Origin of the sequence: Streptomyces angustmyceticus, assembly GCF_019933235.1 — a bacterium.
In the GTDB taxonomy this organism is placed as follows: domain Bacteria; phylum Actinomycetota; class Actinomycetes; order Streptomycetales; family Streptomycetaceae; genus Streptomyces; species Streptomyces angustmyceticus.
In genome coordinates this window covers 5,244,803-5,263,423 of sequence record NZ_CP082945.1, presented here as the reverse complement: position 1 = coordinate 5,263,423, position 18,621 = coordinate 5,244,803, and the positions used below count along the sequence as shown (strand labels likewise).

The 18,621-nt window shown below is 72.4% G+C and carries 18 protein-coding genes; 11 read left to right on the top strand and 7 right to left on the bottom strand.

What is annotated here, in order from left to right; all coding sequences use genetic code 11:
- Positions 1-100: 100 nt before the first annotated feature.
- From K7396_RS23620 to K7396_RS23610, 3 genes are read left to right on the top strand one after another with little or no spacing between them, the layout of a single operon-like run.
- Positions 101-952: an ATP-binding cassette domain-containing protein gene (locus K7396_RS23620; protein WP_174886871.1), complete on the top strand. Its 852-nt coding sequence runs from the start codon at positions 101-103 to the stop codon at positions 950-952.
- A complete protein-coding gene (locus K7396_RS23615) occupies positions 924-3,044 on the top strand; it encodes a YhgE/Pip family protein (RefSeq protein WP_086720095.1) in 2,121 nt (706 codons plus the stop codon). The genes K7396_RS23620 and K7396_RS23615 overlap by 29 nt, the downstream gene beginning before the upstream one ends.
- Positions 3,041-3,721 carry a TetR/AcrR family transcriptional regulator gene (locus K7396_RS23610; protein ID WP_086720093.1) on the top strand — a complete coding sequence of 227 codons (681 nt, stop codon included), beginning with the start codon at positions 3,041-3,043 and terminating at the stop codon, positions 3,719-3,721. Before K7396_RS23615 ends, K7396_RS23610 begins: the two co-directional genes overlap by 4 nt.
- A 22-nt stretch (positions 3,722-3,743) precedes the next feature.
- Here K7396_RS23610 and K7396_RS23605 read toward each other — a convergent pair whose 3' ends face one another.
- On the bottom strand, positions 3,744-5,480 hold the full coding sequence (locus tag K7396_RS23605; RefSeq protein WP_086720091.1) for a thiamine pyrophosphate-binding protein: 1,737 nt from the start codon (positions 5,478-5,480) through the stop codon (positions 3,744-3,746).
- Positions 5,481-5,582: 102 nt separating this feature from the next.
- Positions 5,583-7,229: a sodium:solute symporter gene (locus K7396_RS23600; protein ID WP_152104444.1), complete on the bottom strand. Its 1,647-nt coding sequence runs from the start codon at positions 7,227-7,229 to the stop codon at positions 5,583-5,585.
- A 211-nt stretch (positions 7,230-7,440) separates the two neighbouring features.
- On the opposite strand from K7396_RS23600, the gene K7396_RS23595 reads away from it, so the two are divergent.
- Positions 7,441-9,081, top strand: a complete 1,641-nt coding sequence (locus K7396_RS23595) for a helix-turn-helix domain-containing protein (protein WP_152104445.1) — start codon at positions 7,441-7,443, stop codon at positions 9,079-9,081.
- 116 nt (positions 9,082-9,197) lie between these two features.
- Here K7396_RS23595 and speB read toward each other — a convergent pair whose 3' ends face one another.
- Positions 9,198-10,184 (bottom strand): agmatinase, encoded by a 987-nt coding sequence (gene speB, locus K7396_RS23590; protein WP_152104446.1) that lies wholly within the window; start codon positions 10,182-10,184, stop codon positions 9,198-9,200.
- A 249-nt stretch (positions 10,185-10,433) separates the two neighbouring features.
- Between speB and K7396_RS23585 the strand changes: the two genes are divergently transcribed.
- Positions 10,434-11,231 (top strand): phosphatase, encoded by a 798-nt coding sequence (locus tag K7396_RS23585; protein WP_086716492.1) that lies wholly within the window; start codon positions 10,434-10,436, stop codon positions 11,229-11,231.
- 45 nt (positions 11,232-11,276) lie between these two features.
- Here the strand turns inward: K7396_RS23585 and K7396_RS23580 are convergent, their stop codons facing one another.
- Both K7396_RS23580 and K7396_RS23575 read right to left on the bottom strand, forming a co-directional pair.
- Positions 11,277-11,810 carry a GNAT family N-acetyltransferase gene (locus K7396_RS23580; RefSeq protein WP_373866894.1) on the bottom strand — a complete coding sequence of 178 codons (534 nt, stop codon included), beginning with the start codon at positions 11,808-11,810 and terminating at the stop codon, positions 11,277-11,279.
- Complete coding sequence (locus K7396_RS23575) at positions 11,807-13,090, bottom strand: Tat pathway signal sequence domain protein (protein ID WP_086716494.1); 1,284 nt, start codon at positions 13,088-13,090, stop codon at positions 11,807-11,809. The genes K7396_RS23580 and K7396_RS23575 overlap by 4 nt, the downstream gene beginning before the upstream one ends.
- A 344-nt stretch (positions 13,091-13,434) precedes the next feature.
- Here K7396_RS23575 and K7396_RS23570 point away from each other — a divergent pair, with 344 nt between their 5' ends.
- The 6 genes from K7396_RS23570 to K7396_RS23545 all read left to right on the top strand — a co-directional run bounded on the left by K7396_RS23570 (position 13,435) and on the right by K7396_RS23545 (position 16,334).
- Positions 13,435-13,629: a hypothetical protein gene (locus tag K7396_RS23570; protein ID WP_086716495.1), complete on the top strand. Its 195-nt coding sequence runs from the start codon at positions 13,435-13,437 to the stop codon at positions 13,627-13,629.
- The gene (locus K7396_RS23565) at positions 13,626-13,823 is read left to right on the top strand and encodes a hypothetical protein (protein ID WP_086716496.1); all 198 of its coding nucleotides are present in this window, start codon (positions 13,626-13,628) and stop codon (positions 13,821-13,823) included. The genes K7396_RS23570 and K7396_RS23565 overlap by 4 nt, the downstream gene beginning before the upstream one ends.
- A gap of 156 nt (positions 13,824-13,979) precedes the next feature.
- On the top strand, positions 13,980-14,393 hold the full coding sequence (locus K7396_RS23560; protein WP_086716497.1) for a hypothetical protein: 414 nt from the start codon (positions 13,980-13,982) through the stop codon (positions 14,391-14,393).
- The gene (locus K7396_RS23555) at positions 14,390-15,076 is read left to right on the top strand and encodes a hypothetical protein (RefSeq protein WP_308686895.1); all 687 of its coding nucleotides are present in this window, start codon (positions 14,390-14,392) and stop codon (positions 15,074-15,076) included. Before K7396_RS23560 ends, K7396_RS23555 begins: the two co-directional genes overlap by 4 nt.
- Positions 15,001-15,861 (top strand): serine/threonine-protein kinase, encoded by an 861-nt coding sequence (locus K7396_RS23550; RefSeq protein ID WP_086716498.1) that lies wholly within the window; start codon positions 15,001-15,003, stop codon positions 15,859-15,861. The genes K7396_RS23555 and K7396_RS23550 overlap by 76 nt, the downstream gene beginning before the upstream one ends.
- On the top strand, positions 15,858-16,334 hold the full coding sequence (locus tag K7396_RS23545; protein ID WP_158101097.1) for a GNAT family N-acetyltransferase: 477 nt from the start codon (positions 15,858-15,860) through the stop codon (positions 16,332-16,334). Before K7396_RS23550 ends, K7396_RS23545 begins: the two co-directional genes overlap by 4 nt.
- 106 nt (positions 16,335-16,440) lie before the next feature.
- Here K7396_RS23545 and K7396_RS23540 read toward each other — a convergent pair whose 3' ends face one another.
- Together K7396_RS23540 and K7396_RS23535 are read right to left on the bottom strand one after the other, a co-directional pair.
- Complete coding sequence (locus K7396_RS23540) at positions 16,441-17,367, bottom strand: acyl-CoA thioesterase (protein WP_086716499.1); 927 nt, start codon at positions 17,365-17,367, stop codon at positions 16,441-16,443.
- A gap of 20 nt (positions 17,368-17,387) precedes the next feature.
- Positions 17,388-18,545: an acyl-CoA dehydrogenase family protein gene (locus K7396_RS23535; RefSeq protein WP_086716500.1), complete on the bottom strand. Its 1,158-nt coding sequence runs from the start codon at positions 18,543-18,545 to the stop codon at positions 17,388-17,390.
- Positions 18,546-18,621: the final 76 nt, after the last annotated feature.

The following is an 18,621-nucleotide window of genomic DNA, read 5'->3' as shown; positions in this document are numbered from 1 at the left end:
TTCCCCGAACGCGTTCTCCGGGGCCCCCGATTGGTCAAGAAGGCCCCGCATGCGGCACACTTTTAGACTGACCAGTCAGATCAAAAGGGGAGGGGTGTTTGTGAACACCACCCGCCAGGGGGCGGCGGTCGACGCCAGGGGGATCGGAGTGGAGGGCCCGAGAGGGTGGGCCTTCCAGGGCATCGACATCTCCGCCGAACCGGGCACCCTGATCGCGGTGCGGGGATCCTCCGGCTCCGGCCGCACCTGTCTGCTGCTGGCCCTCACCGGCCGGATGCGGATCACCGAGGGCACGGCGACGGTCGCCGGACTCCCGCTGCCCCAGCGGATGGGCACGGTGCGCAGCCGCACCGCCATCGCCCACGTCCCGGGCGTCGTCGACCTCGAACCGGCCCTCACGGTCGGCGAACACCTCCGGGAACAGGCCCTGCTCCACCGTTTCCAGGGCCTCGGCGCCTCGCTCCCCTGGAGCAGGCGCCACAAGGAGGCCACCCGGGCCCGGATCGACGCCGCGCTCGCCACCGTCCGGCTCGACCCGGACACCCTGCCCAAGGGACTGCGGACGGCCGTGCGCGACCTGGAGCGGATCGAGGCGCTGCGCCTCTCCGTCGCGCTCGGGATGATGCACGGCCCGCAGCTGCTGGCCGTCGACGACGTGGACCTCAAGCTCTCCGAGGCCGAGCGCGCCGCGGCCTGGCAGATGCTGCGGGAGATCACCCGGGAGGGCACCACGGTCGTCGCGGCCGGCAGCGACGCCCCCGCGGACGCCCTGCTCGTCAGCACCGCGCGGAAGGACACCCAGGCAGCGGCCCCCGCCGCCGCCGAGGGCGAGTCCACCGCCACCGCGGACGAGGCCACCCCCGCCGAGGACGAGTCCGCCACCGGGCAGGACGAGCCCCACACCACCGAGGAGGAAGCGGCGCATGCGTTCGCCAAGACTGGCCGCGCTTGAGCTCAGGCGTTTCGGCAGAGGAAAGCTTCCCCGTCTGGGCCTCGTCGCCCTGATGCTGATCCCGCTGCTCTACGGGGCGCTGTACCTGTGCTCCTTCTGGGACCCCTACAGCCGCCTGGACAAGATCCCGGTGGCCCTCGTCAACGACGACCGGGGCGCCACCTCCGGCGGGAAGAAGATCCACGCGGGCGACGACCTGGCCGAGAACCTCAAGGACAGCAAGAAGTTCCACTGGGAGGACGTCAGCTCCGCGGACGCCGCCAAGGGCGTCGAGAACGGCACGTACTACCTCTCGCTGACCGTCCCCGAGGACTTCAGCAAGCGGATCGTCTCCAGCGCCGGGAAGACCCCGCAGACGGGCGCGCTCAAGGTCCGGACGAACGACGCCAACAACTACGTCGTCGGCTCGATCTCCAAGACGGTCTTCTCCGAGGTGCGCGCCAAGACCTCGGCGACCTCCGCGCGGGCCATGCTCGACAAGATCTTCATCTCGTTCTCCGACCTGCACGACAAGACCGCCGAGGCGGCGGACGGGGCGGGGAAGGTCGACGACGGCGTCGGCAAGGCCAAGAAGGGCTCCGGGGACCTCGCCGACGGCCTCGGCAAGCTCCACGACGGCGCCGGCAAGGTCAGCAAGGGCGCCGGTGACCTGAGCAAGGGCGCCGCCACGGCCGTCGCCAAGGCCCGGGAGCTGCGCGACGGTGCGGGCCGGGTCGCCGACGGCACCCAGCAGCTCGCCGACAAGGTCCACGGCCTCGCCAAGAAGGACCTGCCCTTCCTGCGCGAGCACGGCAAGGAGATCGGCCGGGGCGCGCAGTTCGTCGCCGACGCCACCGAGACCATCGGTGACGTCCTCGACACCCTGCCGAACGACTCCGCCAAGGCCGCCTCCCAGGCCCGCAAGAGCGCCGACAAGGCCGCGGAGGTCTACCAGGACCGCTGCGGCGGACTGCTGGACACCGACGCGAAGTGCGACGACCTGAAGGTCGTCGCGGACGGCACCAAGGTGGCCGCCGACGCCGCGGAGAAGGTCAACGACGCCATCGCCGGGGCGGACTTCGGGAAGATGCGCGGCAAGCTGCGCGAGATCCACCAGGGCGCGGAGATGGTCGCCGAGCAGGCACCGGGCATCGGGCAGCGCGCCGACACCGCGATCCGTCAGATCAACGCGCTCAACGCCGGGGCCCACAAGGTCTCCGAGGGCGCGGGCCTGTTCGTGAACGGCATCGGCAGCCTCGCCGACGGCGCGGGCAAGGTCGCCGACGGGGCCGGCCAGGTCCACAGCGGCGTCGGCAGCGCCGAGGACGGCGCCGTCAAGCTCACCGGTGGTCTCTTCAAGCTCAAGGACGGCACCAACCAGCTGGCCGACGGCCTGCACGACGGCGTCGCCAAGATCCCGGACTACAACAAGAAGGACCGCGACGCCCGCACCGAGGTGATGTCCGACCCGGTCGAGCTGGCCGCCAAGTCGATGCACAAGGCGCCCAACTACGGCACCGGCCTGGCGCCGTACTTCATCCCGCTCTCCTTGTGGGTCGGCGCGATGGTCGCCTTCATGCTGCTCCCGGCGCTGGGCAAGCGCGCGCTGGCCGCCGGCGCCCCGGGCTGGCGGATCGCCCTCGGCTCCTGGCTGCCGGCCTACGCCATCGGCGTGGTGCAGGTGCTGGCCCTGATGGCCGTCCTCCACTGGGGCCTCGGCCTGGAGATGGCCCGCACGGCCGGGACCGTCGGCTTCCTGCTGCTGGCCACGGCCTGCTTCACCGCCATCATCCAGCTGCTGGGCGCGTTCTTCGGCCCGGCCGGCCGGGTGCTGACCCTGGTCGTGCTGATGCTCCAGCTGACCTCGGCGGGCGGCACCTACCCGGTGCAGACCAGCCCCGGGTTCTTCGGTGCCATCCACCCGTTCCTGCCGATGAGTTACGTGGTCGACGGCCTGCGCCGGCTGATCACCGGCGGCGACCTGGCCATCGTCCAGCAGGGCTGCGGGGTCCTCGTGGCCTTCACCCTCGCCGCGCTGGCCCTGACCGCCCTCGCGGCGCGCAGCCGGCAGGTCGTCCGGATGAAGGACCTGCATCCGGAACTCAGCCTGTGAGCGTTCCCCAGGTCTCCCGGGGCGGTGCCGGCGACGGCACCGCCCCGGGGGCCTCCCCCGTCACCCGCCGCACCTCGACGCGCCGCCGGCTCTTCGACGCGGCCGTCACCCTCATCGCGGAACAGGGCTTCTCCGCCACCACCGTCGACGAGATCGCCGACCGGGCCGGTGTCGCCAAGGGCACCGTCTACTACAACTTCGCCAGCAAGAACGTCCTCTACGAGGAGCTGCTGCGGGACGGCATCGACCTGCTCGCCGACTCGCTGCGCCGGGCCGCCGACGCCACCGCGGCCCGCGGCGGCACCCGGGTCGACGCGCTGGACGCCATGATCCGCGCGGGCCTGGACTTCATCGCCTGCTCCCCCGCGCTCATCCAGCTCTACGTCGCCGAGCTGTGGCGCACCAACCGCACCTGGCGCGCCACCCTCACCTCGGTGCGCGGCCGCGCCCAGTCCGTCGTCGAGGCCGTCCTGCGGGAGGCCGTGGAGGCCGGTGAGCTCTCCGGCGAGCTCGACATCCCGCTCACCGCCTCCGCCCTCCTGGGCATGGTCCTGGTCGCCGCCCTCGACTGGCAGTCCTTCCAGCCGGACCGCTCGGTCGAGGAGGTGCACGCCGCCCTGTCCCGGCTGCTGCAGGGACGGGTCGGCGCGGGCGGGAGCCAGGACCCGCCCGCCTGACGGCACTTCGGCCGCCCGCGCCTCAGGAGTCCAGGTGCGTGGGCGCGAACATCCGCAGCCGGGCCGGGAGCACGACGACCGAGGGCCCCGGCGTCGCCAGCGCCGCCGCCAGGTCCGTACGGAGCCGCTCCGGGTCCGTACGGACCGCGGGGACGCCGAACGACTCGGCCAGCGCCACGAAGTCCGGCCGGGCCAGCTCGGTGGCGGTGGCCGCGCCGAACGCGTCGGTCATGTACTCGCGCAGGATGCCGTAGCCGCCGTCGTCCACGATGAGCCAGGTCACCGGCAGGTCGTACTGCCGGGCGGTGGCCAGTTCGGCGATCGAGTACATGGCGCCGCCGTCGCCGGACACCGCGAGCACCGGCCGCTCCGGGTCGGCGACGGCCGCGCCCAGCGCCGCCGGGAAGCCGTAGCCCAGCCCGCCGGCGCCCTGCGCCGAATGCAGCGCGTTGGTGCGCCGCGGGTCGAACGCGGACCACGCCCAGTAGGCGAGGATCGTCATGTCCCAGCAGCTGACCGCGCCGTCGGGCAGCGCCTCCCGCACCGAGGCCAGCACCCGCTGCTCCAGGTCGAGGTGCTGCCCGGCGATCCGGTCGCGGACCCGCGCCAGGAGGTCGGACACCGCCGCCTCGGGCGTGGGCGCGCCCGCGTACCCGGTGCGGCCGCCGTCCCCGGTCGGGCCGGCACCCCCGGGGTCACCGCCGTCCCCGGTCCGGTCGGCGTCCCGGGGCTCCCGCTCCTCCACCTCCTTGACCAACGCGGCCAGCGCCGCCCGCGCGTCCGCGTGGATGCCCAGCGCGGCGTGGTTCGACTCCAGCTTGCCGAGGTCCGCCTCGATCTGGACGACCCGGCCCAGCGGCCGGAACGTGTGGTAGTTCGAGGAGAGTTCCCCCAGCCCGGAGCCGACGACCAGGAGGGTGTCGGCGTCCTCCAGGAAGGTCGTGGTGCAGCGGTCCTCCAGCCAGGACTGGAGGGACAGCGGGTGCTCCCAGGGGAACGCGCCCTTGCCGCCGAAGGTGGTGGCCACCGGCGCCCCCAACCGCTCGGCCAGCGCCAGCAGTTCCGCCTCGGCCCCGGCCCGTACGACCCCGCCGCCCGCCAGGATGACCGGCCGCCGGGCCTCGGTCAGCCGGGTCGCCGCCGCCGCGATCAGCTCGGGCCGCGGCGACAGCTCCTTCGGCCGGACCGCCAGTTCGGACACCGGCGGCACATCGGCCTCGGCCAGCAGCACGTCCTGCGGGATCTCCAGCCACACCGGCCCGTGCGGGCAGCTCAGCGCCGACTCCCAGGCGGCGGCCACCGCCGAGGGGATCTGCGAGGCCGTGCGCGCGGTGTGCACGGACTTGACCACGTCCCGGAACGAGGCGCTCTGGTCGGTGAGTTCGTGGAGGTAGCCGTGGCGTCCGCCGCCCATCCCGGCGAGCGGGACCTGACTGCCGATGGCCAGTACGGCCGCCGAGCCGGCCGCCGCCTCCTGCAGCGCGGCCAGCGTCATCAGGGCGCCGGGGCCGGTGGAGACCAGCAGCGGCGCGACCCCGTGCGTGGTCCTGGCGTACGCGTCGGCGGCGAAGCCCGCGTTGTTCTCCACCCGCAGCCCGACGTAGCGCAGCGTCGAGCGGCGCAGCGCGTCGAACACCCCGAGCGCATGCTGCCCCGGCAGCCCGAAGACGGTCCCGGCACCGAGCGCGGCCAGCGACTCGACGACCAGGTCGCCGCCGTTGCGCCGGTGCTGCGGGGGCGTGGGGGTGGTGGTGCTCATGGATGCGTACTGCCTTCCTTGCCGGACGGACGGGGCGGGTGCGTAGGAGGTACGGGTTGGCGGGCGAACGGGGAGGGACAGGCTCCGTCGGCCTGGGGAGGGTCAGGCCCGCCGGACGGCGAACGGGGGCTTCAGCTCCATCGCCACCGCTCCGGCCGTGTCCCCCTCCGGCTCGTCGTCCGCCTCGGCCTCCGGCCCGGCTTCCGCGGCGGCGGACGACGCGGAGGCTCGGCCGCCGTCCGCGCGGCCGGCGATCCGCGCCCGCCAGGCGTCCAGCACCGCCGGGTCCGTGGGCCTGGTGCACAGGCTGACCACCACATACGCCACGAGCGAGGTGATCAGCCCGTAGTAGATCGGCTCGTTGGCGAGGACGCCGAGCGAGACCATCAGGGCGACGACGGTCAGTCCGCCGACCGCGACCGAGGCGAGCGCGCCGGCCGCGGTGCCCCGCTTCCACAGCAGCCCGCCGAGGATGGGCACCAACAGGCCGCCGACCAGGACGTTGTAGGCGAGGGTGAGCGCCTCGACGACATTGTTGAGCGCGATCGCGATGACGATGACCGCGAGGCCCATGAGGAGGATGAAGACGCGATTGCCACGCACCTCGTCGTGTGCCCCGGCCCCCTCACCGTCTCCGGCGCCGTCCCCGGCCCGCTCCGTGCCGGGCTCCGCACCGCCGTCGCCGGCCCCGCCCGCGGCCGTGCGCCGCCGCGACGCCACGGCGCCCTTCACCCGGGCCCAGATGTCGTTGTTGGCGACCGTGGCACAGGCGATCAGCGCGCCCGAGGACGTGGACATCACCGCGGACAGCGCCGCCGCCAGCACCAGCCCGCGCACGCCCACCGGCAGCGCGTCCTTGACGATCGTCGCGAAGGCGTCGTCCGGGCTGCCCAGGTGCGGGTAGAGCACCTTGGCGGCGGTGCCGATGACCGCGCCGGCCAGCGCGTAGGCCAGGCAGTACGTACCGGCCGCGGTGCCGCCGAGGCGCGCCACCCTGTCGCCGCGCGCGGTGAACACCCGCTGCCAGATGTCCTGCCCGATCAGCATGCCGAAGGAGTAGATCAGGACGTAGGTGAAGACCGTCTGCCCGCCGATGCCGAGCGGCGCGAAGTAGTCGTGCGGCAGCCGCGCCTTCATCTCGGCGAAGCCGCCCGCCTTGACGACGGCGATGGGCAGCAGGAGCAGCAGCACACCGATCGTCTTGACGACGAACTGGACCATGTCGGTGAGGGTGATCGACCACATCCCGCCGAGCGTGGAGTACGCGACGACGATCGCCCCGCCGAGGACGATCGACAGCGTGCGGTCCATGCCGAAGAGCACATCGAAGATGGTCGCGTAGGCGATGGTCGAGGTCACCGCCAGCATCAGCGTGTACGCCCACATCACCACGCCGGAGATGAGCCCGGCGGAGCCGCCGTAGCGCAGGTCCAGCATCTCGGAGACCGTGTAGACCTTCAGCCGGGCGATCCGCGCCGAGAAGAAGACGCTCAGCGCCAGCAGCCCCAGGCCGATGGTGAAGACCATCCAGGCGCCGGACAGGCCGTACTGGTAGCCGAGCCCCACGCCGCCGATGGTGGAGGCGCCGCCGAGGACGATCGCGGCCATGGTGCCCGAGTACATGACGGGGCCGAGGCGGCGGCCCGCGACCAGGAAGTCGCTCTTGGATTTCGCGCGCCGCATCCCCCACCAGCCCATGGCGAGCATTCCGGCCAAATAGAGCACGATCACCGCATAGTCGACAGCCATGGGCCATCCCTTCCAACTGCGCCGAGGGGGGAAAAGCGAGGGGATGTGGGGGGTGCGGGGTGTGGGTGTGCGGGGGTGAGGCGGCGGGCGCCCGGCGAGCGGGGGTCCCGTCCGGGCGCCGCGCCTCGGGGGTTGACCCTAGGAGGCGCGAAGGCGACGCTGAAGTGTACGTTTCCTCCATTCACCACTCCCCGATGTGGATGGTCCGCACATGCCGCCCCCTCTGCCGCCGCCGTCCACCCCGCCGGTGCCGCTCGCGACCCTCCTCGCCCGTACGGACCTGGGCCTGCGCCAGCTCGCCGGCCCCCGCGAGGGCGTCGCGATCCACTGGGTGCACACCTCCGAGATGGCCGACCCGGTCCCGTACCTCCTGGGCGGCGAGATGCTGCTGACGGCGGGGGTGCACCTCGCCGAAGTGGGGAGGGGCGCGGGCCAGGAGGCCGCCGCCGCCCTCGACGGCTACCTCGACGGCTACGCCGCCCGCACCGTCGCCGCCGGTGCCGCCGCCCTCGGCTTCGGCATCGCGCCGGTGCACGACACCGTCCCCCGCGCCCTGGTGGCGGCCTGCGACCGGCACGGCCTGCCGCTCGTCGAGGTCCCCGCGGGCACCCCGTTCACCGCCGTCGAGAGCGCCGTGTGGCAAGCGGTCACGGAGGCCCGGCACCGCGAGCTGACCCGCCTCAGCGAGGCCCAGCGGGCGCTGGCCGCGGCCGCCGCCCGCCCCGACCCGGCCACCGCCGTGCTGCGCGCCCTGGCCCGCCATGTGCACGGCTGGACCGCGCTGCTCGCCCCGGACGGCGCGGAACACGGCTCCGCCGGCCCCCGCCCCGACCCCGCCGTCCGGGCCGCGGCAGGCCGCCTCGCGCGGGTCGTCGGCGCGGGCGGCCCGTCCTCGGCGACCGACACCCTGCCCGGCGCCTCCCTGTCCGCCTACGCCCTGACGGGACGCGCCCGCGGCAGCCGGGCACGCGCCCTGGTGGTCGCCGCCGACCCGCACGACCCGCCCGCGCACACCATCGCGGGCGTCGCCGCCGTGCTCCTCTCGCTGATCACCGGCCCGTCCGCCGAACCGGGCCCGGTCGCCGCCGGGCACGCCGCGGCGCTGGTCCGGCTCCTCCTCGGCGCCCGCCCGGCCGAGGTCGCCCCGCTCCTCGGCACCCCCCTCTGGACCGTCGTCCACGCCGAACGCCGCCGCGACACCACCCAGTCGACGGCCTCACTGGCCGCCGCCCTGGGCACCCCGCTCGTCGCACCGAACACCGGACCCGGGCCCGGCACGGCCGCCGGGACGCGCGCCGCCGACAAGACACCCCTGCCGGACACGAAGAAGTCCTCCGACGCCGAACCGCCTCCCGGCCCAGCCACAGGGGCCGGCCCCGCCCCCACCCTGCGCGCCCTGGTCCCGGCAGGCCAGGAGGTCACCGCGCACCCCGGCTGGACGCTGGGCGTCAGCGAGCCCGCCCCGGTCGCGGAGCTGCCGGCCGCCGACCGCCACGCCGCCTCCGCCCTGCGCCGCGCCCTCGCGGGCCACGCCGCCCTGGTACGCCACCGCGCCCCCGGCCCCCACAGCATCACCTCCCTCGTCGCCCCCACGGACGCCCACCAGCACGCCCAGGCCCTGCTGGCCCCGCTGGCCGACTCCCCCGCCCTCCTCACCACCCTCCACCACTGGCTTTCCCTGCACGGCAGTTGGGACCGCACCGCGACCGCACTCGGCATCCACCGCAACACCGTCCGCCAGCGCGTCACCCGTATCGCCGGCCTCCTCGACACCGACGTGGACGACCCCGACGTCCGCATGGAGCTGTGGTTCGCCCTCCGCTCCCTGGACCGCGGCGCGGCACCGGGCTGAGGCACAGGACGAGCTGAGACACAAGACGAACGCCCGGCCCGCCACCTTCCGTGGCGAACCGGGCGTTCCCGACTCCATCCGGCCCCGCGGGACCGGCTGCGGACGACAACCGCGTCCTACTCCCCCTGCCGGGCCGCCGCGATCTGCCGCGACATGATCGTCGTCAGCTCGTACGCCGTGTGGGAGGCGGCCACGCAGGTGATCTCCGCGTGGTCGTACGCCGGGGCGACCTCGACGACGTCGGCCGAGACCAGGTTGCAGGACGACAGCCCGCGCACGATCTCCAGCAGCTCACGGGAGGTGAGGCCGCCGGCCTCGGGGGTGCCGGTGCCGGGGGCGTGCGCCGGGTCCAGCACGTCGATGTCGATGGAGATGTACAGCGGGCGGTCGCCGATGCGCTGGCGCAGCTGGTCGGCGACCTCGTCGACACCGCGGCGCATGACGTCCGCGGACGTGACGATGCCGAAGCCCATCTTCTCGTCCTCGTCCAGGTCCTTCTTGCCGTAGAGCGGGCCGCGGGTGCCGACGTGGGACAGCGCGGAGGTGTCGAGGATGCCCTCCTCGACGGCGCGGCGGAACGGGGTGCCGTGGGTGTACTCGGCGCCGAAGTAGGTGTCCCAGGTGTCCAGGTGGGCGTCGAAGTGCAGCAGCGCGACCGGGCCGTGCTTCTTGGCGACCGAGCGGAGGAGCGGGAGGGCGATGGTGTGGTCGCCGCCCAGGGTCATCATGCGGGCGCCGGAGGCCAGCAGGTCGTCGGCCGCGGCCTCGACCGTCTCCACGGCCTCGTTGATGTTGAACGGGTTGGCGGCGATGTCACCGGCGTCGGCGACCTGCGCCAGCGCGAAGGGGGACGCGTCCTGGGCCGGGTTGTAGGGGCGCAGGAGGCGGGACGCCTCACGGATGGCGTTGCCGCCGAAGCGGGCGCCGGGGCGGTAGGAGACACCGGTGTCGAAGGGGACACCGACGACGGCCACGTCGGCCCGGCCGCCGACCTCGTCGAGGCGGGGCAGTCGGGCGAAGGTCGCGGGCCCGGCGTACCGCGGGATGCGGGAGGAGTCGACGGGGCCCACGGGCTCGTTGGATGCGCTGGCTGCGGTGGTCATGAGGCGAGCGTAGGGAGGACGACGCCCGCGGCACATGGACATTTCCGGAGACGCCGCCCGCCCCGTTCGACAATTCGGCCAGCGCCCCGCCCGGAGGCGGGAGAGGCCGGAGCGGCCCCCCGACACCAGGGCTTTCCCTCCCCACCCCACCGTCCGCAACGCGGTGCCCCCGCTCCGGCATCCGCACCCCGGTGTCCGGGCTGCGGGACTCCACCGCCCCGCAAGAGGCGTACGGGCACAATGGGCGCTATGCCGATAGCCTCCGCAGCCGCCGCCCCTTCCCGCGCCGAACTCGTCGACCACCTCGTACGGACCCGGATCGCCGGTGAGGTCGCCACTCCCCGCGAGAACAACCTCTCCCACTACCGCAGACTCGCCAACGGCGAGCGCCACTACTGGTTCGGCCTGGAGTTCGGCGAGCGCTGGACGGACGAGCAGGACGTGCTGGCCGTGATGGCGGAGCGCTGCGGCGTGAACGACGACCCGCACCACCGGCAGGGGCAGGACACCATCGACCCCGAGCTGACGGTGGGGGCGCTGGACCGGGCGGCCGCGGTACTGCGCAAGGCGGCCGCCGACGGGCAGCGGGTGCTGTTCGCGACCGGCCACCCGGGCGGGCTGCTCGACGTGCACCGGGCGACGGCCGAGGCGCTGCGCGCGGCGGGCTGCGAGATCGTCGTCATCCCGGACGGGCTGCGCGCGGACGACGGCATGGTCTTCCAGTTCGGCGACGTGGCGATGCTGGAGCGCGGCGCGACGCTGTGGCACACCCACTCCCCCGAGCCGATGGCCGCGGTCCTCGACGGCCTGGAGCGGGAGAGCCGCCCGCTGCCGGACCTGGTGATGGCCGACCACGGCTGGGCGGGCTGCGCCGGCCAGCGCGGCATCGACGCCGTGGGCTTCGCCGACTGCAACGACCCGGCCCTCTTCCTCGCCGAGTCCGAAGGCACCCTCCAGGTCACCATCCCCCTCGACGACCACGTCCTGAGCCCCCGCCACTACGACCCCCTGACGGCTTATCTGCTGGATGCGGCGGGGTTGCGCTGAGGAACGTCACCGCGAGAGGCGATGCCAGCCCCGACAGCCCAGGACTCAGCGAACGGCCCTGATCATCGCCGTCAGGACCGGAGAGGCGGGCGAGGGCTGGCTCCGGCCGAGGTCTTCGTATCCCCAGGATTCGTAGAGGCGGTGCACCTTTCCGTCTCCGGCGAGCGGGTTGACCATGAGCGTGACGTACGGCTCGCCGCGGTCGGCCAGGAGGGTGTCGTGGATTTTCCGGGCAATGCCGGTACCGCGCCAGGGAATGCGCACGCCGATTTCCTTGAGGGCCACGACATGCCGGTCGGTGTATTCGGTCGGTGGAGCGGGTGTGACGCGCTTCCACCAACGGTCCTCGGAATCAACAGTATTGGCGTACGCATAGCCGATGGGCTCGTCCTGCTCATAGGCAAGGACCGCCACCCACCCTGGCTCCTTGAAATGACGGTCGAGGCGCTCGGCGAAGGCGGTGACCGCATAGTTCGGAAGGTGCAAGAGGTCTGCGCGGACATCGGCGTACACGTCCAGGAGATGTTGCCGGGCCGGTGGGAGCGAGTGGAACGTGCGCAGATCGATGCTGGGCGTCATACCGATTCCTTCCAGGTGGTGTGTGCGTACTCATTCCACATGCGGGTGGTCGGGCTGTTCGGTGCCATCGCATGGACCTTGATGTGGAAGTTGCGGAGCATTCGGGCGACCCGCGGGTGATGTACGGCAGCATCGGCGGGCACCGCCATCGCGGTGGCGACGGCAGGCCCCACATCCCCCTGGCCGAGTTGAGCACACGCCAGCCGAGTAGTGGCGATGGCCTTCGACCGTTGCATGTGGGGCCGGAGCGCCGCCAGGCACCGGTGGGCGTGCGCTTCGGCCGTCTCATGGTCACCGAGTGCGAGATATCCGGTGAGCGCGAGGGAATCCAACTCCGCCTGGTCGTAGAACGAGGTCATCCACACGGGGCGGTCGGCTCCCGGATCGGCACGGTCCATCGCGTCCTGGGCCTGGGAGAAGCCACGCCGGGCAGCAGTGAGGTTTCCGGCGACGCCGTGAATGGCTGCCTGCCTGGCAAGACCGAGGGATGCGAACAGAGGATCCCGGCGCGTGATGCAGAGGCTTCGGGCAACGTCATTCGCCGCCATTGCTTCACCCGGCCGCCCCAGGTGCCGGTACAGCGTCCCGGCATGTGACCAGATGCGGAATTTGATGGCCGGGTCGGCCGCTAATTCGGCGAGCGCCTGCGCTTCCCGCATATGGACCATCGCGTCGTCGTAACGCCGCCCGTCGATGGAGGCCCACATCGCCGAGGACCGGAATGCCGCCGCGCATGCGTACACGCGGGCACGCACTCGCTGACTGGCACTCCCGGAATTCTGCAGGGCCAGGGCTTCGTCGGCGAGGGCCGCGGCCTTCTGCTCGATACCGAGCCGGCCACCGTGGCGGTGATCGCTCGCGATGATCTCGGTGAATCGGCGTTGGAGCCGGACCACATCGCTTGTCCCGATCCGGCGGCCGGAGCCGGCTGCCGGAGCGGCCGTAACTGCGGCCAAGGCCGACCCGGAGGCGAGGAAGCGACGGCGTTCCACTGGGTCCTCCTGCAATGCTGCGACGTCGGACGACAGGGCCCGGCCCCGCGGTACGAACCCTAAGGCGGTGGCGGGCAGCCCGGTGACTTTCTCCAACGCGACCCGCGTCGCCGATTTCGGCCACCGCACCCGGCCCGCTTTCCAGTCCCGGACCGACGAACCGTCCAGTCCTCCGACTCTCCCGGTGAGATCACCGACTGCCGAATTCACCGCTTCGGCAAGCGAATTAGAGCTGTGACCGTGCTCCTTCATCCACGCTTCGAGCGTCGCATTCCGCAAGGTGGCCATGTACGGAAGGTAGTCCCGCTCTCACCGCGTCGTCAGCCAAAGGGACGGCCAAATCGCCCTAGGGAGTGTGGAGAAGAGGCCGTCCGATCTCCCTAATCGCCTTGCCCCTGCACCGCGTTAGCTGGGCATGAGCAACGAACTGGAGGACTGACCAGGATGCCGACTGCATCGACCGCCCGCCGTGCCCCTGCCGGTACCGCCCGGCGCCTCCGATCGGCACCTTCCGAATCGACCGAGACAAAACGCCTGCCGCTCGAAGCCCACGCGTTCCCTCGACGGCATCGCGGCCCCTTAGGCGGAGACTCCGGCGAACAGGCAGCCCGCCCCGGCCTCGAAGGAGCGTCATGACCACGGGATGGGACGCCGTCCCCGCTCTCCGGACCTGGACGGTCCACGAGATCACGGGCCAGGCATGTCCGTGCTGCCACCTCACCTACAGCCTGGCGCGGGAGAAGGTCGCCGGTCCGGACGGCCGGCACACATGCCGCCCCTGCACCGTCCTGCTCGGTGTCCCGAGGGGATCGGAGGCCGCGCCATGAGCCCCCGGAAACTGCCGGAGGTCGGCGACGAGGTCGAGTACGCCCCGGGGCGACTGGCCATCGTGACCGACATCCGCAAGGGCATCCCCTACCTGCGGAATCCAGGGATCAAGGAGTGGCCGGTGCGCGACCCGGCCACGTTGGCGGTCCGGCGGACCCGGGCCGAGCGGATCGCGGCCGGCGACTTCCGCTGAGGCCGGGGATCTCCAAGGTCCGCCCGTCGGCGCCGACTTGCCGACCGCCCCCCCTACTCCCCTGCCGCAGGCGAGCGCTCCCGCCCAACGGGAGCGGCCCGGCCCGCACAGGGGCTGCACCACACCGCACCACCGTCCCACCGAGAGGAGCACCTCATGAGTTCCACACAGACCCCGGAGCGGCTAGAGCTGGGAAAGTTCTTCGAGGTCAGCGCCCGGGAGGCCGAAGCAGGCCAGACCGCTTTGGAGATGTTCTCCGGAGCGGTCGACGCCGAATGGCACCGGCTGCTCGGCACTCCCGAATACGCCGCGTTCAGCAGTCAGCACGCCGGGCAGGTCGTCCGGCACGAGGGCAACTACGGGAGGGGCCGGATTTCCTGGATCCCCACCTACGAGGACATGTTCGGGCCGTTGCCCGACACCTGGTTCACGGACGCAGACGGCACGGTCGACCGGGAGGCCATGGGCCGCTACCGGGCGACCGGCGAGGTGTGGGCCGAGTGGAACTGCTCGCCCGCACCGGGAGACCCCGAAACCGCTCCGAAGCGGAAGAAGGTCACCACCCGGTGATCACCACGCGCATGGGTGGCGCGCCCCGGCCCGGTGCCGGGGCGCTCCGCCTCGTCGAGAGCCGCACCAGCGCACCACAGGCGGTGCGCGTCAACGACTACATTCGCGCGGTGGCGTCCCACTGCCCTTTTCTCATGCCGTCGGCGGCACATGGCCTGACGGGGTGGACGGTGTACGAGATCGTCGGAGCCGCCGAATCCGCCGAGGCCGAGCTGTTCCACGCGGGCGTACGGGCCGCTGAGTGGATAAGGCCGTTGACGAGTCGGCGGCACGGGCGGCTCGCGTGCGAGAACATCGTGCTTCTGGGAGGCGCCGCCGCAGACCATCGTGAGCTGATGGCGTGGCCGCACTGGGCGCTGAAGCACCTCTACGGACCGGTGGGGCTGATGTTCGGCAAGTTCTGGACGGGTGAGGAAGGAACCGACCGGCAGGGACGTCGCATTCCCCCACCGCCCTTCTCGTTCCTCACCGTGCGCTGCGCCGTCCGGCCCGTAGACCCCCGGTTCCTGGCAGATACCCCAGACCTCGCCCGGTCGCTCTCCACAGCCGTGGACGACGGACGCGAGGTGTTCCAGGGGCTTCCGTACGAGTGGAAGGCAGTGAAGACATGGGCGAGTTCCCTCCTCTCCCCGCAGCCGCCGTCGCCACCGCCGAATCGGCCTGCGGCATTCCGGTCGAGCTGACGGAGATCTCCCACCGGCGTGGAGCGGCGGTGTGGAAGGCGGCCGGACCGGATGGCGCAGTGGCGATCAAGGCCGGCAGCGGCAAGGGGGCGGCGGTCACCCGGCGGGAGGCAGCGGTCCTCGGGGCAATCGGCTGGCCCGACTACCTGGTGGACTCCGGCGAGGACGAGGACGACGGCGTGGCCTGGTTGGTGACCCGCTGGTTCAGGGGGCCTTCGACCTGGCATGCGTGCGCGCCCGTACGGTCCGGCCAGGACGGGCGGGCCGATGCCCTGTCAGCCTCGGTGGACCTGTGCCGGGCCGTGGCGGACCTCCACGCCTCCGGGTGGGTCCACTCCGACCTCCAGCCCTCCCACGGGATCCACACCGATCACGGCGTACGGCTGATCGACTGCTCCTGGTCCTGGTGCCACGGCGCGGAACCGGCCGACGGATTCCGCGGGGGCCTCACCCATCTCGTGGCGCCGGAGCTGGCCGCGTCCATCAACCTCGGCACCCGGCCGGTCACTCCCGGTACCGCCACCGATGTGTACGCCCTCGCCGGCTCCCTGTGGACCTGCGTCACCGGCCGCTGGCCACTGGACTACGCCGCGGCGGGGATCGACCCCGTCCCGCTGACCCCGGAGGAACTCCGCGCCCGTATCGCCGCGGGCCGCATCCCCCTCGACACCGCGGCCCCCTGGCCGGCGTTCCAGGACATCCTGCGGCCGGTCCTCCTGGGCAGGGCGGACGACCGGCCGACAGCCGCCGAACTGGCCGACGCCCTGACAAGGGTGATCACGTGATCGAGCTGCGGGAACTCTCCCTGGCCGACGCTCCCGCTCTCCAACGGGTCTACCGCGGGGCGTCCCTGGCGTACATCGAGCGCGGGGAACTCAGCATCGGCGAGGCCGTCGGCCTGGTGGCGGACTCTCTCGCCTGTGCCCGCGCCGAGCGACCCGGCCGATGGGCGTTCGGCATCGTGGCCGACGACGAGCTGCTCGGGATGGTGCGGCTGCGCTGCCGCACCGAGCGGCACGCCACCGTCAGTTACCTCCTGCGCGAGGACTCATGGGGCCGGGGGTACGCCACCCAGGCAGTCGCCGGCATGCTGCGCCACGCGTTCACCACCACGGGGATCACGAGCGTCGGGGCTCGGCATCACCCCGAGAACACCGCCTCCGCCCGGGTCCTGCGGAAGAACCGGTTCGTCCATCGGGGCACCCGTGACGGCTGGCCGCTGTACGAACTCCACAAGCCCGACAGCAGCTCCCGATGAGCACCGCCTCTGCCGGCGGGGGTGGGTGGCGGGGCGCCATGCCTCGGCAGGCGCCCCAGGACCGCCGCAGAGCAACGGCCCGGGACGGCCCTCCCCCGTCATGTCCTCACCCGGCGGCCGGTGTCCGCGGCACCCGGATAACCCCCTCCTGGATCACCGACACCGCCAACCGCCCGTCCGCCGTGAAGATGCGGCCCTTGCCGAGGCCGCGGCCGGACTGGGCGGTGGGGGATTCCTGGTCGTAGAGGAGCCAGTCGTCGGCGCGCAGGGGGCGGTGGAACCACATGGCGTGGTCCAGGCTGGCGCCGACGACGTCGCCGACCGCCCAGCCGCCGCGGCCGTGCGCGAGCAGGATCGAGTCCAGCAGGGTCATGTCGGAGACGTAGGTGACCAGGCAGATGTCGAGCAGGGGGCGGGTGACGGTGTCGCCGCAGCCGGCGCCGTCGGCGAGGGTTTTGTCCAGGTCGCCGTTGGTGCGGAACCAGACCTGGGAGCGGGGCTCGCGCGCCTCGCCGACGGTGGCGTAGGGCGGCTCGTCGACGTAGCGCAGGTCGATCGCGGCGCGGGCCTCCAGCAGCCGGTCGGCGACGGCCGGGGTGAGGTACCGGCCGGCGTGCCGCGGCAGGATCTCGGCGGGGCTGGGCAGGGTCAGCGGGTCCGGTGCCGGCGGCATCGGCTCCTGGTGCTCCAGGCCCTCCTCGTGGGTCTGGAAGGAGGCCGAGAGGTGGAAGATCGGCTGGCCGTGCTGGACGGCGACGACCCGGCGGGTGGTGAAGGACCGGCCGTCGCGGATCCGGTCGACGGTGTAGACGATGGGCGCGCCGGGGTCGCCGGGGCGCAGGAAGTACGCGTGCAGGGAGTGCGGCGGCCGGTCCTCGGGGACCGTGCGGCCGGCCGCGACCAGGGCCTGGGCGGCGACCTGGCCGCCGAAGACCCGGGGCACGACCGAGGCGCGGCTCTCGCCGCGGAAGATGTCCTGCTCGATCCGCTCCAGGGCGAGCAGATCGAGCAGGGACCTCAGTGCGTCGTTCACGTGCACGGTGCCCTTGTGGCCTAGAGGCCCATGGACTTGGCGATGATGGACTTCATGACCTCGCTGGTGCCGCCGTAGATGCGGTTGACGCGGTTGTCGGCGTACAGGCGGGCGATCGGGTACTCGTTCATGTAGCCGTAGCCGCCGTGCAGCTGGAGGCACCGGTCGATCACGCGGTGCGCGACCTCGGTGCAGAACAGCTTGGCGCTCGCGGCCTCGGCCGGGGACAGCTCGCCCGCGTCCAGGGCCTCCAGGGTGCGGTCGGCGACGGCCTGCGCGGCGTCCACCTCGGCCTGGCAGGCGGCCAGCTCGAACTTGGTGTTCTGGAAGGAGGCGACGGTCTTGCCGAAGATCGTGCGGTCCTGCACGTACTCCTTGGCGAACCGGACGGCCGCCGCGGCCTGCGCGTAGGCGCCGAAGGCGATGCCCCAGCGCTCCGAGGCGAGGTTCAGGCCCAGGTAGGAGAAGCCCTTGTTCTCCTCGCCCAGCAGGTCCTCGACGGGGACCTTGACGTCGACGAAGGCCAGCTCGGCGGTGTCGGAGGTCTTCAGGCCGAGCTTGTCCAGCTTGCGGCCGACGGAGTAGCCCTCGGCCTTGGTGTCGACGGCGAAGAGGGAGATGCCGAACCGGCGGTCGTCCTGCTTCGGCGCGGCGGTACGGGCGCAGACGATCACGCGGTCGGCGTGCACACCGCCGGTGATGAAGGTCTTGGCGCCGTTGAGGACGTAGTGCGTGCCGTCCTCGGAGAGCTTCGCGGTGGTCTTCATGCCCGCGAGGTCGGAGCCGGTGCCCGGCTCGGTCATCGCGAGGGCCCACATCTCCTCACCGGAGACGAACTTCGGCAGGAAGCGCTTCTTCTGCTCGTCGGTGGCGAGCATCTTGATGTACGGCAGGCCGAGCAGCACGTGCACGCCGGAGCCGCCGAAGGTGACGCCCGCGCGGGCGGTCTCCTCGTACATCACGGCCTCGAACTTGTACGAGTCGATGCCCGCGCCGCCGAACTCCTCGTCCACGCGGATACCGAATATGCCCAGCTCGGCGAGCTTGTAGTAGAAGTCGCGCGGCGCCTGGCCGGCGGCGAACCACTCGTCGTACACCGGCACGACCTCGGCCTCGATGAAGGCCCGCAGGGTCTCCCGGAACGCCTCGTGATCCTCGTTGAACACCGTACGGCGCATGCCATGGCCTCCTTAGACCGCCGCGTCTGGCTAAGCGCTTGCTCAGCTTCTCTCCGAAGCGAAAGCTACCCGCCAG

Bases quoted from the DNA above. Each gene is read 5' to 3' on its own strand.
- K7396_RS23615 (WP_086720095.1), top strand. From the start codon at position 924: ATGCGTTCGCCAAGACTGGCCGCGCTTGAGCTCAGGCGTTTCGGCAGA.
- K7396_RS23605 (WP_086720091.1), bottom strand. From the start codon at position 5,480: ATGAGCACCACCACCCCCACGCCCCCGCAGCACCGGCGCAACGGCGGC.
- K7396_RS23600 (WP_152104444.1), bottom strand. From the start codon at position 7,229: ATGGCTGTCGACTATGCGGTGATCGTGCTCTATTTGGCCGGAATGCTC.
- K7396_RS23595 (WP_152104445.1), top strand. From the start codon at position 7,441: ATGCCGCCCCCTCTGCCGCCGCCGTCCACCCCGCCGGTGCCGCTCGCG.
- speB (WP_152104446.1), bottom strand. From the start codon at position 10,184: ATGACCACCGCAGCCAGCGCATCCAACGAGCCCGTGGGCCCCGTCGAC.
- K7396_RS23585 (WP_086716492.1), top strand. From the start codon at position 10,434: ATGCCGATAGCCTCCGCAGCCGCCGCCCCTTCCCGCGCCGAACTCGTC.
- K7396_RS23580 (WP_373866894.1), bottom strand. From the start codon at position 11,810: ATGACGCCCAGCATCGATCTGCGCACGTTCCACTCGCTCCCACCGGCC.
- K7396_RS23575 (WP_086716494.1), bottom strand. From the start codon at position 13,090: ATGGCCACCTTGCGGAATGCGACGCTCGAAGCGTGGATGAAGGAGCAC.
- K7396_RS23570 (WP_086716495.1), top strand. From the start codon at position 13,435: ATGACCACGGGATGGGACGCCGTCCCCGCTCTCCGGACCTGGACGGTC.
- K7396_RS23565 (WP_086716496.1), top strand. From the start codon at position 13,626: ATGAGCCCCCGGAAACTGCCGGAGGTCGGCGACGAGGTCGAGTACGCC.
- K7396_RS23560 (WP_086716497.1), top strand. From the start codon at position 13,980: ATGAGTTCCACACAGACCCCGGAGCGGCTAGAGCTGGGAAAGTTCTTC.
- K7396_RS23550 (WP_086716498.1), top strand. From the start codon at position 15,001: ATGGGCGAGTTCCCTCCTCTCCCCGCAGCCGCCGTCGCCACCGCCGAA.
- K7396_RS23535 (WP_086716500.1), bottom strand. From the start codon at position 18,545: ATGCGCCGTACGGTGTTCAACGAGGATCACGAGGCGTTCCGGGAGACC.